The sequence below is a fragment of the Cytobacillus oceanisediminis genome, assembly GCF_022811925.1.
Taxonomy (GTDB): domain Bacteria; phylum Bacillota; class Bacilli; order Bacillales; family Cytobacillaceae; genus Cytobacillus; species Cytobacillus oceanisediminis_D.
Genome location: NZ_CP065511.1, coordinates 1,908,235 through 1,923,832 on the forward strand (window position 1 = coordinate 1,908,235; position 15,598 = coordinate 1,923,832).

The following is a 15,598-nucleotide window of genomic DNA, read 5'->3' on the forward strand; positions in this document are numbered from 1 at the left end:
TGGCTAAAAAAGCGGCAGGCACCTATGCCGCTTAGCTGAAATGGCATAGGTGCCTGTTACCCTTTTATTTATGATAATTCGAATGTTCTTCCTGTTTTTGTTCAAGCTGTTTTTCCTGATTATTGTCGAGCTTTTTCTTGGGATCTTCGGTTGCGTTTTTCTCATTTTTCTTTTTTGGATCAACTAAGTCGGCGGGAACTTCAGGCATAAGCCGGCCCGCGATATCTGCCAGTTCATTCATGATTCCTTGCAAGGGCTCACCGTTTTGAATGTCTTCAGCTATTTCTCGCAGCCTTGCGTTAATATCCGGATCAGCCACTACAATGGCTCTTGCACCATGAGGATCATTTTTGAGGCTTTCGGCAACTGAATATTTAATTGTTCCAACCTCAGAACGGTCGAGGTTTTTGTTCACATCTACTCCGACTATAGCAAAGCGTCCAAGGACAACAGCAGTCGCATCATTCACATTAGGAACTCGGGTAGCCAAGTTGACAAGATGCCTGGAAACTTGCTGTCCAGTTTCCCTGTCAACTTCCTGTATTGTACTATTTTTAACATTTATGGTGTTGGTATTTTGCTGTTCCTGATGGTCTAGCGCCTGATTGTCGTTCATACCGCACCCTGTTAATAGTAATCCTGTCATGCATATCAGCAGCCATCTATTCATATTTGACACCTCCGGCCCATCAAAATTTTCCTTGAAATTGAAAGTGGTCACTTGACTTTTTCAGGTTCAGGAATAATGAGGATTATTTAATGTTATTGTGCAAAATTTCTTCTATCTTTATTCGGCATTACATATATTTTTACCAAGATAGATTTGTCCACTTCATAAGAAAGCCTTTATTCGTATTTATCAACATCTTTAAAAGAATGAATAATATAAACAACAGGATAATATTCCATCAAGATTGAAGGTGATTCTTTCATGAAGCTGCAAATCCGCAAGCAGGGGACCTCGCTTTTGTAATTTGCTTTATAAAGACACAAGAGGAGCAGGAGGCATCATATTGAGTAAAATTTACGTATTAGATACCAATGTCTTGTTGCAGGATCCTAATTCCATATTTTCATTCGAAGAAAATGAAGTAGTCATTCCGGCTGTAGTCCTGGAAGAAGTTGATTCTAAGAAAAGGTATATGGATGAAATTGGGAGGAACGCAAGGCAAGTATCCCGGCTGATTGACAGCATGAGGGAGACGGGTAAGCTGCATGAGAAAATACCTCTTGAAAATGGCGGAAGCCTGCGAATTGAGTTAAATCATAGATCATTTCATGAACTTCAAGAGATCTTTGTTGAAAAAACAAATGATAATCGGATTTTGGCAGTTGCAAAAAACTTATCACTTGAGGAAGAGACAAAAGAAAATGGACGAACAGTAATTCTTGTAAGCAAAGATGCCCTTGTCAGAGTTAAAGCGGATGCTATCGGGCTAATTTCAGAAGACTTCTTAAGTGACCGGGTAGTTGAAAATGATCATTTATATCCTGGGTTTCTGGAAGTCTATATCGGCCTCGATATTATGAACCGCTTTTATGAAAAAGGAGAACTCCCGCTATCAGAGATTGCGAACCATCCTTTCTACCCTAATCAGTTTCTGGTGATGAAAGATGCGCTGGGTTCATCTTCGTCTGCACTTGGTATTGTGGACAAAAGTGGAAAGAAAGTGAAAAAGCTCATTTTTGACCATGATCATATCTGGGGGATCAAGCCCAGGAACGTCCAGCAGACAATGGCCCTCGAGCTCTTGCTGAGAAATGATCTGCCGCTTGTTACGCTTATCGGAAAGGCGGGGACTGGGAAAACTCTTCTGGCGCTGGCATCCGGCTTAATGCAGACAGAAGATTATGGCCAGTACAAAAAATTGCTGGTGGCTCGCCCCATTGTGCCTGTAGGAAAGGATTTGGGATTCCTTCCCGGAGAAAAAGAGGAGAAGTTAAGGCCGTGGATGCAGCCGATTTTTGATAATTTGGAGTACTTGTTTAATGTCAAAAAGCCAGGTGAATTGGATGCAATATTGGCTGGTATGGGCTCTATTGAGGTAGAAGCTCTGACTTATATCAGGGGCAGAAGCATACCAGATCAATTTATCATTATAGACGAAGCGCAGAACCTGACAAAACATGAAGTAAAAACCATTTTAACCAGGGTGGGGGAAGGAAGTAAAATTGTCCTGATGGGAGACCCTGAGCAAATTGATCATCCCTACTTGGATGCTTATAACAACGGTCTCACCTATGTCGTTGAAAGATTCAAAGATCAGGTTATCTCAGGCCATGTCAAGCTTGTTAAAGGTGAGAGATCAGGTCTTGCCCAGCTTGCTGCTGACCTATTATAGCCAGCATGAAGAAGCTTTGAAATCTGCAGACTTTATGCCGGGGGAGGTCTATGTCCGTCTGGCTCCCAAAATAAAAAGGGCGATGCACAATCGCCCTCTCCGGTCATTCCACTCTAAATGCCTTCACTCTTTTTATGGGGGAGTTTTGATTGCTTCCATCTCCATAATAGACATGAACTGGCCCATCTTCTTTTAAAGGCTTTCCATCCTTTGAGAACCCCAATATTAATTCCTCGGCTTGAGGCAGAGTTAATCGGGCCTCCCCATCTTCGCTTTCAATGATAACGATTTCTGCATTCTCCTTCGGTTCTGCATTCATAAGGAATGGTTTAAAAGGGATACCGAATGTCCCTGTAAGAACCTTTTCTTTTTCAAATTTCTTTTCTGTTTTAAGTGTTGGAGGAAATACTGCACCTTCCATGATTTCTCTATCCCAATGCTTTGAGACTGCTTTGGTATATTCCTCAAGTTCATTTTTCCTGTTATATTCTTGAGTAAAGTATGTTGTCAAATCGATTCTTCGATCATCGAATATCCAGACTCCTGGATCTAAGGTGATTTGGTATTTAACGTTTCCTTTAAAGGCAATTATATTCTCCATATTGAACCTCCTGCAGCTCCATGTATGCAATAAGTATGTATGTTTAAGTATACAGATTTTTAAGCTGCTTGTCAGTCGCTCATTTGGTTAAGACGATATTAATGAACTGAACGAATCCTGGAGTGCGCTGATGACATGCCATAATAGCGGTATTCTGCAGAAAAACCAGAATCATTTCTCTTTGGAATCCCTTATTATCCTTGCTTTTTTCCAAGCTTAAGTATAAAATTTATAGATAGGATAATCGCTCGGAAATGGAGGGATTGAAAGTTGGCTTCTGACATGATTATTGATCACAAAGAAAAAGCAAATGCTCTATTAAAGGCGGATGCTGCTAAAATATTAAAATTAATTAAGGTGCAAATGGATAACCTGACTATGCCTCAATGTCCTCTATATGAGGAGGTTCTTGATACCCAGATGTTTGGCTTATCCAGAGAAATAGATTTTGCTGTCCGTCTTGGATTAATTGAAGAGGCTGAAGGCAAGGCTATTTTAGATGAATTGGAAAGGGAGCTATCCATGCTCCACGAAGCCTCAGTAAAAAAATAAAAAAAAACTCAAACATCTTTTAAAGATTGTTTGAGTTTTTTTATAACCGGATGAACTTTTAAAAGGATTGAAATAGTATATCCATAAGGAAAGAATAGTTAAATTTGTATAACTTAATTTAAAATTAGTATGACATAAATATAGAATTTTTTTCATTGCTGTGTTACATTTAAATTAACTTTTCTTTTCTTCAAAGCAGGATATTCAATACTATAGTAGAATAAGTAATAAACTTAGAAGATAAGGGAAGAGGGCTGGATGTTTAAAAAAATATTAAAATCATATGATTATACCCTGATTATTGCAGTAGCCCTGTTATCTGTTTTTGGACTCATTATGGTTTTCAGTGCAAGCATGGTAACAGCTGTGCAGATCTATGGTCAGGAAAGCGACTTTTTTTATAATAAGCAAAAAATGCATTTAATTATCTCAGCAATTGTTTTTATTATTGTCGCTCTATTTCCTTACAAAGCTATGCAAAGCAATAAATTTCTTGTTCCGATGGTGTTCATTTCGTTATTCGGCCTGATTGCGCTATTCATCTTTGGAAAAGTAGCCGGAGGAGCGATGAGCTGGTTTGAAATCGGGAGCAGAAGCCTTCAGCCTGCAGAATTTGTCAAGCTTTCAGTCATTATATATTTAGCAGCTGTCTATGCAAAAAAGCAGCCCTATATTAATGAGTTTAATAAAGGGGTTCTTCCCCCGCTTGCTTATCTGATTCTAGCCGCTTTGCTTGTTGCAGTTCAGCCTGACTTTGGTTCGGCGATGATTATTTTTTTGGTAGCTGCTGCCGTAATTTTTACTTCAGGCATGAATTTCAAAAACATATTTAGACTTGGACTATTCGGAGTTTTGTTAGCTGCGCCTTTTATCCTTCTGTTAAAAGATAAGATATTCGCACCTTATCGAATGGGCAGGGTCGAAGCATTTAGAGATCCTTTTGGTTCAGAATTTGGGTATCAGCTTTCGAATTCCTATATTGCCCTTGGTGCAGGGGGATTAAAAGGGCTGGGCCTTGGTGAAAGTATACAAAAGCTTGGTTATCTTCCTGAAGCGCATACAGACTTCATTATGGCTGTAATTGCTGAAGAGCTTGGGGCATTTGGAGTAGGTTTTGTGATTTTGCTTCTCGGGTATATTGTCCTGAGGGGAATCTTTATTAGTTTAAAGTGTAAAGATGCTTTTGGCAGCTTATTGGCTATTGGCATATCCGCCATGATAGGTATTCAGGCATTCATCAATCTTGCAGGGATTTCCGGTGTTATGCCGCTGACTGGTGTCACACTACCTTTTATCAGCTATGGAGGTTCATCTCTGCTTCAGCTTTCGATTGCAATGGGGATTTTAGTAAATGTATCTATGTTTGTAAATTATGAACAAAAATACAAAAATAACAATGAGCAGACAAAACCGGAATCCATGGAACTGGCTTCTGAAAAATCATTTTCCATTCGTAAATAAGCACAGAAAACTTTTCAGTGCTTTATTTATATATCAATCAGCAGAAGCTGATTACATAATTACTTCCATCTGGGAGCAGTCAATCAAAGTTATTTAGGCCGGCTAGCGGGAAACCCACCCGGCCTCAACTTGAATTTGGCAGAATATTGCCAAAAAATACATAAAGACGGGGTGTTTTGTTTGAGCCGAAGAATTAACAAGGTATTAGTAGCCAACAGAGGAGAAATTGCCATTCGTGTGTTCCGTGCCTGCACAGAGCTGGATATTCGCACGGTAGCCATCTATTCTAAAGAGGACTCCGGATCCTATCATCGCTATAAAGCAGATGAAGCTTATCTGGTAGGGGAGGGTAAAAAACCGATTGATGCCTATCTTGATATTGAAGGAATCATTGATATTGCGAAAAGCAGTGATGTTGATGCCATTCATCCAGGATACGGATTCCTGTCTGAAAATATAGAATTCGCAAAACGCTGCGAGGAAGAGGGCATCATATTCATCGGTCCTGCTTCTAAGCATCTGGACATGTTTGGAGATAAAGTTAAAGCAAGAACGCAAGCACAGCTTGCTGAAATTCCGGTTATTCCAGGCAGTGATGGCCCTGCAGAAAGCCTGGATGAAGTGATTAGCTTTGGCAAAAATCATGGATTCCCGATTATCATTAAAGCTTCACTTGGCGGCGGCGGAAGAGGCATGCGCATCGTAAGGAGCCTGGAAGAAGTAAAGGAATCATATGAGCGTGCAAAGTCGGAAGCTAAAGCAGCTTTTGGCAATGATGAAGTTTATGTTGAAAGATTCATAGAAAGGCCAAAACATATAGAGGTTCAAATCATTGGTGACCATGAAGGAAATATTGTCCACCTATATGAAAGAGATTGTTCAGTCCAGAGGCGTCACCAAAAGGTTGTAGAAGTTGCACCTTGCGTATCCCTTTCTGAAAAATTAAGAGATGATATATGCCAGGCTGCTGTCAATCTTATGAAGAATGTAGACTATATTAATGCAGGAACTGTGGAATTCCTGGTATCAGGTGATCAGTTTTATTTCATTGAAGTAAATCCGCGTGTGCAAGTTGAGCATACGATCACCGAAATGGTAACAGGAGTTGATATTGTACAAACACAAATTTTAGTGGCTGAAGGATACGCGCTGCACAGCAAAGAAGTGGGTGTTCCTGAACAGGAAAATATTCATATTCATGGATTTGCCATTCAATCACGTGTTACAACAGAAGATCCTTTAAATAACTTCATGCCTGATACTGGCCGGTTAATGGCTTACAGATCGGGCGGCGGTTTCGGTGTGCGGCTTGATGCGGGGAACGGGTTCCAGGGGGCAGTGATCACACCATATTATGATTCACTGCTTGTTAAACTCTCAACGCACGCTATGACTTTCCGGCAGGCAGCATCAAAAATGGTGCGGAACCTGCAGGAGTTCCGAATCAGGGGCATTAAAACAAATATTCCTTTCCTTGAGAATGTAGTAAAACACGAGAAATTCTTAAGAGGAGAATATGATACATCATTTATTGATGAAACTCCTGAACTATTCCTGTTCCCGAAAAGGAAAGACCGCGGGACGAAGATGCTGAATTATATAGGGAATGTAACTGTTAATGGATTCCCGGGAATTGAAAAGAAAAAACGTCCGGTATTTGATGAGCCACGGGTGCCAAAATTAAAATACAGCACAGATTACCAGGACGGCACAAAACAAATTTTAGACAATCATGGTCCTGAAGGGCTTGTTAAATGGATTAAAGACCAAAAAGAAGTTTTAATTACTGATACGACCTTCCGTGACGCCCATCAATCATTGCTGGCGACAAGAGTAAGGACAAATGACTTGAAGCATATCGCAGAACCGACAGCAAAATTGCTTCCGGATATGTTTTCCTTTGAAATGTGGGGCGGTGCAACTTTTGATGTTGCGTATAGATTCCTGAAAGAAGATCCTTGGGGAAGGCTGCTGACATTGCGCGAAAAAATGCCAAATGTTTTATTCCAGATGCTTCTTCGTGCTTCAAATGCAGTTGGATATAAAAACTATCCGGATAATGTAATTAGAGAGTTTGTTGAAAAATCAGCCTACGCTGGCATCGATGTCTTCCGGATTTTCGATAGCCTTAACTGGGTTAAAGGGATGGAAGTCGCAATTGACGCTGTCCGCCAGACAGGAAAAATTGCAGAAGCCTCCATGTGTTATACAGGTGATATTTTGGATCCTGCCAGAACAAAGTACAATCTTAAATACTATAAAGATCTGGCAAAAGAGTTAGAGAATCAGGGAGCTCATATACTGGCCATCAAAGATATGGCTGGTTTATTGAAGCCGCAATCAGCCTACACCCTTATTTCTGAATTGAAAGAGACTGTTGACATTCCGATCCATCTTCATACTCATGATACGAGCGGAAATGGAATTTTCACATATGCAAAGGCTATTGAAGCTGGAGTGGATATTGTGGATACGGCTCTAAGCACAATGGCAGGCTTAACATCCCAGCCAAGTGCTAATTCTTTATATTACGCACTGCAGGGGAATAACAGACAGCCAAAAATTGATATCCAGGCGCTTGAGCAGTTATCTTACTATTGGGAGGATGTGCGCAAATACTACCAGGACTTCGAAAGCGGCATGAAGGCTCCTCATTCAGAAGTCTATCAGCATGAGATGCCCGGCGGACAATACAGTAATCTTCAGCAGCAGGCTAAAGCTGTTGGCCTTGGAGATAAGTGGGATGAAGTTAAGGACATGTATTCCCGTGTGAATCAAATGTTTGGTGATATCGTTAAAGTTACACCTTCTTCCAAGGTAGTTGGTGATATGGCGTTATTTATGGTCCAGAATCAGCTGACAGAGCAGGATGTTTTGAATAAAGGCAAATCTCTGGATTTTCCTGACTCAGTTGTAGAATTGTTTGAAGGGTACTTAGGGCAGCCATATGGAGGATTCCCGGCAGAACTGCAAAAGGTCATATTGAAGGACAGGGAGCCAATCACTGTCCGCCCGGGGGAACTTCTTGAAGATGTGGACTTCGATGCTTTAAAAGAAAAACTCTTTAAAGAATTGGGCAGGCAGGTTACAAGCTTTGATGCGATTGCTTATGCACTGTATCCAAAAGTATTTATGGACTATATTAAGACCTGTGAACAGTTTGGTGATATTTCTGTCCTTGACACCCCAACATTCCTATATGGTTTAAGACTGGGTGAGGAAGTGGAAATAGAAATTGAGACAGGTAAAACATTGATAGTTAAATTAGTTTCTATTGGCCAGCCTCAAGCTGATGGCACAAGAATTGTGTATTTTGAGCTAAATGGCCAGCCTCGTGAAGTAAGCATAAAAGATGAAAGCATTAAAGCAACTGTAGCCTCCAAGGCAAAAGCTGATCCGCATAATGAAAGTCATATTGCTGCCAGCATGCCGGGAACTGTAATCAAGGTGCTTGCGGAAAAAGGTGAAAAAGTCGAAAAAGGCGATCACTTAATGATTACAGAAGCTATGAAAATGGAAACAACTGTACAGGCGCCATTCTCTGGAACAGTTAAAGACATCCACGTCTCGAACGGTGAAGCAATTCAAACTGGAGACTTATTGCTGGAGCTGTCAAAATAAAGTGAAACTTCAATCAGTGGGGGTTCTTATCCCCGCTGATTGTTAGTTGAGGCCCACAGGACAAAGAAGGCTTCGTCAGCATGATCTTCGTACGACCAAAAGCGACAGCTTTTGGGAGGAAGTGGGTCACAAAGACGTTGCCACAGGACGTGGCGTTCTTAGTCTTTGTTCTTCTTTTCGGCCTTTACGGGCAGTAAGACTGCGATAAATATAACAAAAGAGCTTCGGCAATTTGCCGAAGCTCTTTTGTTTAAAGCAATTATGGAATGGAAGTAATGGTCGGGATAGCTGATTCATCATTTTTCTCTTTTTCCCTAACAGCTGAAACAGCAAGCTCATTCTTCCTGCTCCGTGAGGATAGAAGGATAAAATAGCTTAATACTCCAAATAAGCAGGAAATAAAGAAAGCGTGGGCAAGAGCTATATACAAATTAAGTCTGGTTAAAACAACTAATGCACCAGCAGCAACCTGCAGCGATACTAAGATAAATGAAATGATCCAGCCCCAATAAACAACTTTCTGTTCCTTGTAATGATTTATTGCAAGATAAGTAATGTAACCGATCCATATAAAAATTAATCCGGCAGCAGCTCGGTGGCCCATTTGCACCCATTCGTACATATTGTCCGGAAGAGCGAAAGAACCGTTAAAGCAAAGCGGCCAGTCTCGGCAGACAAGACTTGCATTAACATGGCGCACAAGAGCGCCAGTGTACACAACTGCATAGCTGTATATAGAAACTCCAATAATATGTTTCCTCATTCTTTTATCAATTATGAGCTTCTCGGCCTCGAATTTCTTATCTACTTCAAAAATAAGCAAAGTCAGAAGCAGTACTGCAGCAAATGATATTAAAGAAATCCCGAAATGAAGGGCAAGTACAAAATCAGATTGCCCCCATACTACTGCGGCCGCTCCAATTAAAGCCTGCAGGACAAGGAAGAAGAACGAAGTGAGTGATAAAAACTTTGTTTCTCTTATATGTCCCATTTTTCTCCATGTCCAAATCGATAATATCAGGACCATGAAACCAACTGAGCCTGAAACAAGTCTGTGCGCCAGTTCGATAACCAATTCAGGAGTAATGTCGCTTGGAACAAATTCGCCATTGCAAAGCGGCCAGGATTTCCCGCATCCCATTCCTGATTCAGTTTTCGTTACCAGGGCACCGCCGAGCAAAATTAAAAGCATGCCGATAGTTGTAAGAACGGCAAACCATTTTAAAGATCGTTGCAAAGCCTTTCACCTTCTTTAAATATTCTATGTCTATCAATGGGGAAACAATTGAATTACTAAGTATTTGTCCGTTATCTATCTTATCAAAGATTCTATAAAAAGCCATATAGTAATGTGCGTCATTTTACTTTTTCGATAGTACAGGAATAAAGCTTTTTTTACAACAGTAATAAAATTTATAAAGTTAATTATAGTAAAAAGGTTGAAACTTGTAATGGAGTTTGCTAGAAATATAAAGGGGTATAAAATGGATAACCCCTGTCGCGGAAAGTATCACAAAATACATAAAAGTGAGTATATTTTTTCTTCTGTAGTTTTCTGAAGCAGTTTTATTATCTCAAAAAACAACCATTCTTTAAGTGAATTTAATTTTTGACACAAATTAGTCATAAATTATTCTAAAAAATTCACAAAGAGTTTTAAAGTGTGATTTAATATACAGAGAAATGGTTTAGTTTCATTTAGATAATAAACAGTTTGAATACATTATTAATGGTAGAAAACTATTAGGATTATTATTCATCCAGGGTTTACCCCTCGTTTTTTATCGCGAACATAGCTTTGCAGGCATTTATGCTTTATAGTAGGTGTAGTGCAAAGAAAGCTTTTATCTGCGATAAGAGATAAAGGAGGAAAAGATATGTCTAACTCACGGGCTTTGAGTGATGCTGCTATTGAGGACAGTGAGCGAAGCCTTCAAAAAGATATACCTGAGACCACAGTTTGGAAGGATTTCCTTGCCCTCATCAAAATAGGGATTGTAAATTCCAATCTGATTACAACCTTCACCGGTCTTTGGCTTGCACTGCATTTTTCCGGAAAGGGATTTTTCAATAATCTTGATCTGGTTCTTTATACAGTCATTGGCTCTTCATTGATTATTGCAGGCTCCTGCAGCTTAAATAATTATATTGACCGCGACATTGATCCATTAATGGAAAGAACAAAAGGGAGGCCAACTGTTACTGGGAAAGTAAACCCGGGCAAGGTTGCACTTTTGAGCTTTCTGCTTATTGGCCTTGGTACGGCCTTTTTAATGTTTACAACAGCAGCGGCAGTTGTAATTGGATTAATTGGCGTTATCAGCTATGTTGTTTTATATACAATGTGGACGAAACGCAGATTTGTATCCAATACGATTGTAGGCAGCATTTCAGGAGCAGTACCCCCGCTGATCGGGTGGGCAGCTGCCGATGGCAATCTCGACCCCATGGCTTGGGTGCTGTTCGCTATCGTTTTTATCTGGCAGCCTCCTCATTTTTATGCTTTAGCAATGAGAAGGGTGGAGGAATACCGGGCTGCGGGAATTCCCATGCTTCCAGTTGTAAAAGGGTTTAAAACTACCAAAAGGCATATTTACATATGGGTTGCAGCATTATTGCCGCTGCCATTTCTTATGCCATCACTTGGATTGCCTTTTTTAATCCTTGCCACAGTTTTGAACATTGGATGGTTATTGACGGGATTATATGCTAGGAAATTTAACAATGATATAAAATGGGCTACATTAATGTTTGTATACTCCCTGCAATATCTGACCATCATGTTTGTAGCTATGGTGATCATCACACTTATCTAACTTAGTTAGGAAATTCTTTCTTTCGCTAGTAACGAGAGAGGATTTATCCATATTTTTTGATCAAACAATTCAAAAAATGAAATTTTTACGAAAGAGGGGTTTGATTAAGCTATGAAAAGGCTTGCAAAGTGGCGTCTTTTTTCTCTGTTTGCAATGATGGCGCTCATTCTTTCCGCTTGCTCCGGCAAACCGTATTTATCTACGCTGAATCCTGCCGGCGAAGTGGCGCAAACACAATTTGATTTGATGGTGTTAAGTACTGCAATAATGGTAGGAGTAATTGTGGTCGTAACAGTAATCTTCTTTATTGTTGTTTTTAAATTCCGCCGCAAGGACGACAGAATTCCAAAACAAGTTGAAGGAAGCCACAAACTGGAAATCATTTGGACTGTTATTCCTATTCTTTTGCTTCTAATTCTTGCTGTACCGACAGTTTCTGCTACCTTTAAGCTTGCAGATGTAAGCCCAATGGAAAAGAAGAATGAAGAAGGTAAAACAGATGCACTTGTTGTTAATGTGCGTGCAAACTTATACTGGTGGGAATTCGAATATCCAAACCAGGAAATTATCACTGGCCAGGAATTAGTTGTGCCAACGGATGAAAAAGTTTATTTCAATCTGATTGCTTCAGATGTAAAGCACTCCTTCTGGATCCCTGCTGTAGGCGGTAAGCTGGATACGAACACTGACAATGTGAACAAATTCTGGCTGAAATTTGATGGTGAAAAGGCTGCTGAGGCTGATAATTTCTTCTATGGAAAATGTGCTGAGCTTTGTGGTCCTTCCCACGCTCTAATGGATTTCAAAGTTAAAGCGGTTCCACGTGATCAATTCGATCAATGGGTAACAGCCATGCAGGACGTTAAAGAACCTAAAAAGGCAGAGACAGATCTTGCTCAAGCTGGTCAGGAAGTCTTCAACAACAGCTGTATCGGCTGTCATGCTGTAACACCGGCTAACACTGCTCCTGAAGCAGCTCGTCTAGCTCCTAACTTAACGAACTTCGGTGATCGTGACCGTATTGCTGGTATCCTGGACCATACTGAGGAAGATCTTAAGGATTGGTTAAGAGATCCAGAGACATTCAAGCCTGGAAATAAAATGACAGGTACGTATGGCGAATTGACTGAAGAACAGCTTGATGCCCTTACAGAATACTTAATGGGCTTGAAAGTTACCGAACAATAGGGGATTTTTGAAAAGGGAGGTAAAATTGTGAGTACCTTAGCACAAAAAAAAGGTTTCGGAGCGGTTTTATGGGATTACTTAACAACAGTTGACCATAAAAAAATCGCAATCCTTTATCTTATAGCTGGCGGATTTTTCTTCTTGCTTGGCGGATTGGAAGCCATGTTCATCCGTATCCAGCTTGCAGTACCAAATAATGACTTTGTAAGTGCCGGATTGTATAATGAGATATTAACAATGCACGGTACAACGATGATCTTCTTGGCGGCTATGCCACTAATTTTTGCTTTTATGAATGCAGTTATGCCACTTCAGATCGGTGCGCGTGACGTTGCGTTTCCATTCTTGAATTCTTTAGGATTCTGGCTGTTTTTCTTTGGCGGAGTTTTCTTGAACCTATCATGGTTCTTAGGCGGAGCTCCAGATGCCGGATGGACTTCTTATGCTTCTTTATCAATTGCTTCTGAAGGGCATGGGATCGACTTCTATGCACTTGGGCTGCAGATATCAGGTGCTGGTACGTTAATCGGGGGTATCAACTTCCTTGTTACCATCATTAATATGCGTGCTCCTGGTATGACATACATGCGTATGCCAATGTTCACTTGGGCAACTTTTGTTACATCTGCATTGATTTTGTTTGCATTCCCTGCTTTAACAGTAGGATTATTCCTGTTAATTTTCGACCGTATGTTTGGATCTAATTTCTTTGATCCGGCAATGGGGGGTAATACAATTATCTGGGAGCACTTCTTTTGGATTTTTGGTCACCCTGAAGTTTACATCTTGGTATTGCCGGCTTTCGGTATTTTCTCTGAGATATTTGCAATTTTCTCAAGAAAGCGCCTTTTCGGATACTCTTCCATGGTATTCGCAACGGTTCTTATTGGATTCTTAGGATTCATGGTATGGGCTCACCATATGTTTACAACTGGTATGGGGCCGATTGCTAACGCAATTTTTGCCGTTGCCACTATGGCGATTGCAGTACCGACTGGTATTAAGATCTTTAACTGGCTATTTACAATGTGGGGCGGAAGCATAACGTTCACAACTCCGATGCTTTGGGCTGTTGCCTTTATTCCTTCATTCGTAGCCGGCGGTGTAACTGGTGTAATGCTTGCATCTGCTGCACAGGATTATCAATACCATGACAGCTACTTTGTAGTTGCTCACTTCCATTATGTTATTGTCGGCGGTGTTGTGTTTGCACTATTTGCAGGTGCACATCTATACTGGCCAAAGATGTTCGGAACAATGCTAAACGAGTTCCTTGGGAAAATTACATTCGTATTATTCTTTATTGGCTTCCATTTAACATTCTTTATCCAGCATTTCCTCGGCCTTTGGGGAATGCCTCGCCGTATCTTCACTTTCCTTCCTGGACAGGGACTTGAAACGGCAAATATGGTTAGTACTGTCGGTGCCTTCTTCATGGCAGCTGCAGTAATCATAATGTTAATTAATATTGTCATTACAAGTGTTAAAAATGAAAAAGTTGGCAATGACCCTTGGGGAGATGGCCGTACTTTAGAATGGGCCATTCCATCACCGCCTCCATTCTACAACTTCAAGCAGCTTCCGCTGGTTCGCGGTCTTGATGCATATTGGCTTGAAAAAATGGAAGGCAAACAAGGCATGTCACCTGCTGAGCCGCTGGGTGATATCCATATGCCAAACAACTCTTTCATTCCATTTGTAATTTCTTTAGGACTATTTGTTGCTGCATTTGGTGCAATGTACCGTGCGGAGCATAGCTGGGGTATTCCAGTATTGATCGTTGGTATGCTTATTACTTTAGGTTCAATGTTTGTTCGTTCTGTTAAGGATGACCATGGATACCACATTCATAAAGAAGATTTGGAAGATAATAATGATAAGGGGGTTAAGGCATAATGGCTGCTGAACAAAAAATGACTTACGAAACATGGCCGGCTTCGCCTGAAAAACAAACCCTCGAAGCCAAGAACAAATTCTTAGGTTTCTGGTTTTTCCTTGGGGGAGAGACGGTTCTATTCGCATCCCTCTTCGCAACATATCTTGCTTTAAAAGACAAAGTGCCTAGCAGTGATATGGCTCTTGCAAAAGATTTGTTTGAAATTCCATTGGCATTCATTATGACAATGCTATTATTAACAAGCTCTTTAACAAGTGTTTACGCAATGTACCATATGAAGAATTTTAACTTCAAAAAGATGCAGCTATGGCTCGGAATTACTGTTTTGCTTGGGCTTGGATTCCTTGGTTTGGAAATTTACGAGTTCAATCACTATGTACATGAATTCCATCATAGCTTCACTAGCAGTGCTTTTGGTTCAGCCTTTTACACTTTAGTCGGCTTCCATGGTGCTCACGTGGCTTTCGGTTTATTATGGATCACTACTTTAATGATCCGAAACAGCAAAAGAGGATTGAGCCTTTACAATGCTCCTAAGTTCTATGTTGCCAGCCTATACTGGCACTTCATTGACGTTGTTTGGGTATTCATCTTCACAGTAGTATATTTAATGGGAATGGTGGGATAAACTGATGGCAAATCAACAACCAAACTCAGGTAACCCAAGAGTAGACATTGAATATAGACGCAAAAAAAGTGCAGAAGAGATGAAACATCAAGTTATCACGTTTGCGCTTATGATCTTCCTGACAATTGTTGCTTTCGTAGCGGCAGGCTATGAAGGATTCTCTGGATGGTTTATTGTACCTTTCATCCTGATTCTTGCGCTCGTGCAAGTAGTTTTCCAATTATATTATTTCATGCATATGAGCCATAAAGGTCATGAAGCACCATCTTTGTTTTTATATTCCGGAGCGTTTGTCGGGTTTATTACAATTATTGCTTTCTTGACAGTTATTTGGTGGTAATTATAAGAGAAAATCGGCTGAAGGCCGATTTTCTTTTTATGTAACGCCAGCTATAGCATTAGCTGAGCAGTTCCCCGATTATTGAGAATGCAGGCAGAAAAGAGTATAATAATACTTGTCAATATCGAAGGCAGATTAAGCATGGCAGGATG

Annotated in this window: 12 protein-coding genes; 9 read left to right on the forward strand and 3 right to left on the reverse strand. The window is 40.5% G+C overall.

What is annotated here, in order from left to right; genetic code table 11:
• Positions 1–64: 64 nt before the first annotated feature.
• Complete coding sequence (locus IRB79_RS09845) at positions 65–670, reverse strand: YhcN/YlaJ family sporulation lipoprotein (protein WP_243508287.1); 606 nt, start codon at positions 668–670, stop codon at positions 65–67.
• A 340-nt stretch (positions 671–1,010) separates the two neighbouring features.
• Here IRB79_RS09845 and IRB79_RS09850 point away from each other — a divergent pair, with 340 nt between their 5' ends.
• The gene (locus IRB79_RS09850; protein WP_243509334.1) at positions 1,011–2,342 is read left to right on the forward strand and encodes a PhoH family protein; all 1,332 of its coding nucleotides are present in this window, start codon (positions 1,011–1,013) and stop codon (positions 2,340–2,342) included.
• Between the two features lie 103 nt (positions 2,343–2,445).
• On the opposite strand, the gene IRB79_RS09855 is transcribed toward IRB79_RS09850, so the two are convergent.
• On the reverse strand, positions 2,446–2,943 hold the full coding sequence (locus IRB79_RS09855; protein ID WP_243508288.1) for a molybdopterin-binding protein: 498 nt from the start codon (positions 2,941–2,943) through the stop codon (positions 2,446–2,448).
• 270 nt (positions 2,944–3,213) lie between these two features.
• On the opposite strand from IRB79_RS09855, the gene IRB79_RS09860 reads away from it, so the two are divergent.
• The 3 genes from IRB79_RS09860 (at position 3,214) to pyc (ending at position 8,577) form a co-directional block, all read left to right on the forward strand.
• Positions 3,214–3,495, forward strand: a complete 282-nt coding sequence (locus IRB79_RS09860) for an Fpa/YlaN family protein (protein WP_019381685.1) — start codon at positions 3,214–3,216, stop codon at positions 3,493–3,495.
• Between the two features lie 258 nt (positions 3,496–3,753).
• The gene (locus IRB79_RS09865; RefSeq protein WP_243508289.1) at positions 3,754–4,956 is read left to right on the forward strand and encodes an FtsW/RodA/SpoVE family cell cycle protein; all 1,203 of its coding nucleotides are present in this window, start codon (positions 3,754–3,756) and stop codon (positions 4,954–4,956) included.
• A 180-nt stretch (positions 4,957–5,136) separates the two neighbouring features.
• Positions 5,137–8,577: a pyruvate carboxylase gene (gene pyc / locus IRB79_RS09870; RefSeq protein ID WP_243508290.1), complete on the forward strand. Its 3,441-nt coding sequence runs from the start codon at positions 5,137–5,139 to the stop codon at positions 8,575–8,577.
• A gap of 259 nt (positions 8,578–8,836) precedes the next feature.
• On the opposite strand, the gene IRB79_RS09875 is transcribed toward pyc, so the two are convergent.
• The gene (locus IRB79_RS09875; protein ID WP_243508291.1) at positions 8,837–9,814 is read right to left on the reverse strand and encodes a COX15/CtaA family protein; all 978 of its coding nucleotides are present in this window, start codon (positions 9,812–9,814) and stop codon (positions 8,837–8,839) included.
• A 640-nt stretch (positions 9,815–10,454) separates the two neighbouring features.
• Here IRB79_RS09875 and cyoE point away from each other — a divergent pair.
• The 5 genes from cyoE to ctaF all read left to right on the forward strand — a co-directional run bounded on the left by cyoE (position 10,455) and on the right by ctaF (position 15,446).
• Positions 10,455–11,393 (forward strand): heme o synthase, encoded by a 939-nt coding sequence (cyoE, locus tag IRB79_RS09880; RefSeq protein ID WP_243508292.1) that lies wholly within the window; start codon positions 10,455–10,457, stop codon positions 11,391–11,393.
• A gap of 111 nt (positions 11,394–11,504) precedes the next feature.
• The gene (gene coxB / locus IRB79_RS09885; RefSeq protein WP_243508293.1) at positions 11,505–12,581 is read left to right on the forward strand and encodes a cytochrome c oxidase subunit II; all 1,077 of its coding nucleotides are present in this window, start codon (positions 11,505–11,507) and stop codon (positions 12,579–12,581) included.
• A gap of 27 nt (positions 12,582–12,608) precedes the next feature.
• Positions 12,609–14,477, forward strand: a complete 1,869-nt coding sequence (gene ctaD, locus IRB79_RS09890; RefSeq protein WP_243508294.1) for a cytochrome c oxidase subunit I — start codon at positions 12,609–12,611, stop codon at positions 14,475–14,477.
• Positions 14,477–15,106, forward strand: coding sequence for a cytochrome (ubi)quinol oxidase subunit III (locus IRB79_RS09895; RefSeq protein WP_026581549.1), 630 nt, complete (start codon positions 14,477–14,479; stop codon positions 15,104–15,106). Before ctaD ends, IRB79_RS09895 begins: the two co-directional genes overlap by 1 nt.
• A 4-nt stretch (positions 15,107–15,110) precedes the next feature.
• On the forward strand, positions 15,111–15,446 hold the full coding sequence (gene ctaF / locus IRB79_RS09900) for a cytochrome c oxidase subunit IVB (protein WP_159346059.1): 336 nt from the start codon (positions 15,111–15,113) through the stop codon (positions 15,444–15,446).
• The last annotated feature ends 152 nt before the right edge of the window (positions 15,447–15,598 follow it).

What these genes read in the sequence shown, in the direction of transcription:
- IRB79_RS09845 (WP_243508287.1), bottom strand. Translation starts at nt 670, where the DNA reads ATGAATAGATGGCTGCTGATATGCATGACAGGATTACTATTAACAGGG.
- IRB79_RS09855 (WP_243508288.1), bottom strand. Translation starts at nt 2,943, where the DNA reads ATGGAGAATATAATTGCCTTTAAAGGAAACGTTAAATACCAAATCACC.
- IRB79_RS09865 (WP_243508289.1), top strand. Translation starts at nt 3,754, where the DNA reads ATGTTTAAAAAAATATTAAAATCATATGATTATACCCTGATTATTGCA.
- cyoE (WP_243508292.1), top strand. Translation starts at nt 10,455, where the DNA reads ATGTCTAACTCACGGGCTTTGAGTGATGCTGCTATTGAGGACAGTGAG.
- coxB (WP_243508293.1), top strand. Translation starts at nt 11,505, where the DNA reads ATGAAAAGGCTTGCAAAGTGGCGTCTTTTTTCTCTGTTTGCAATGATG.
- IRB79_RS09895 (WP_026581549.1), top strand. Translation starts at nt 14,477, where the DNA reads ATGGCTGCTGAACAAAAAATGACTTACGAAACATGGCCGGCTTCGCCT.
- ctaF (WP_159346059.1), top strand. Translation starts at nt 15,111, where the DNA reads ATGGCAAATCAACAACCAAACTCAGGTAACCCAAGAGTAGACATTGAA.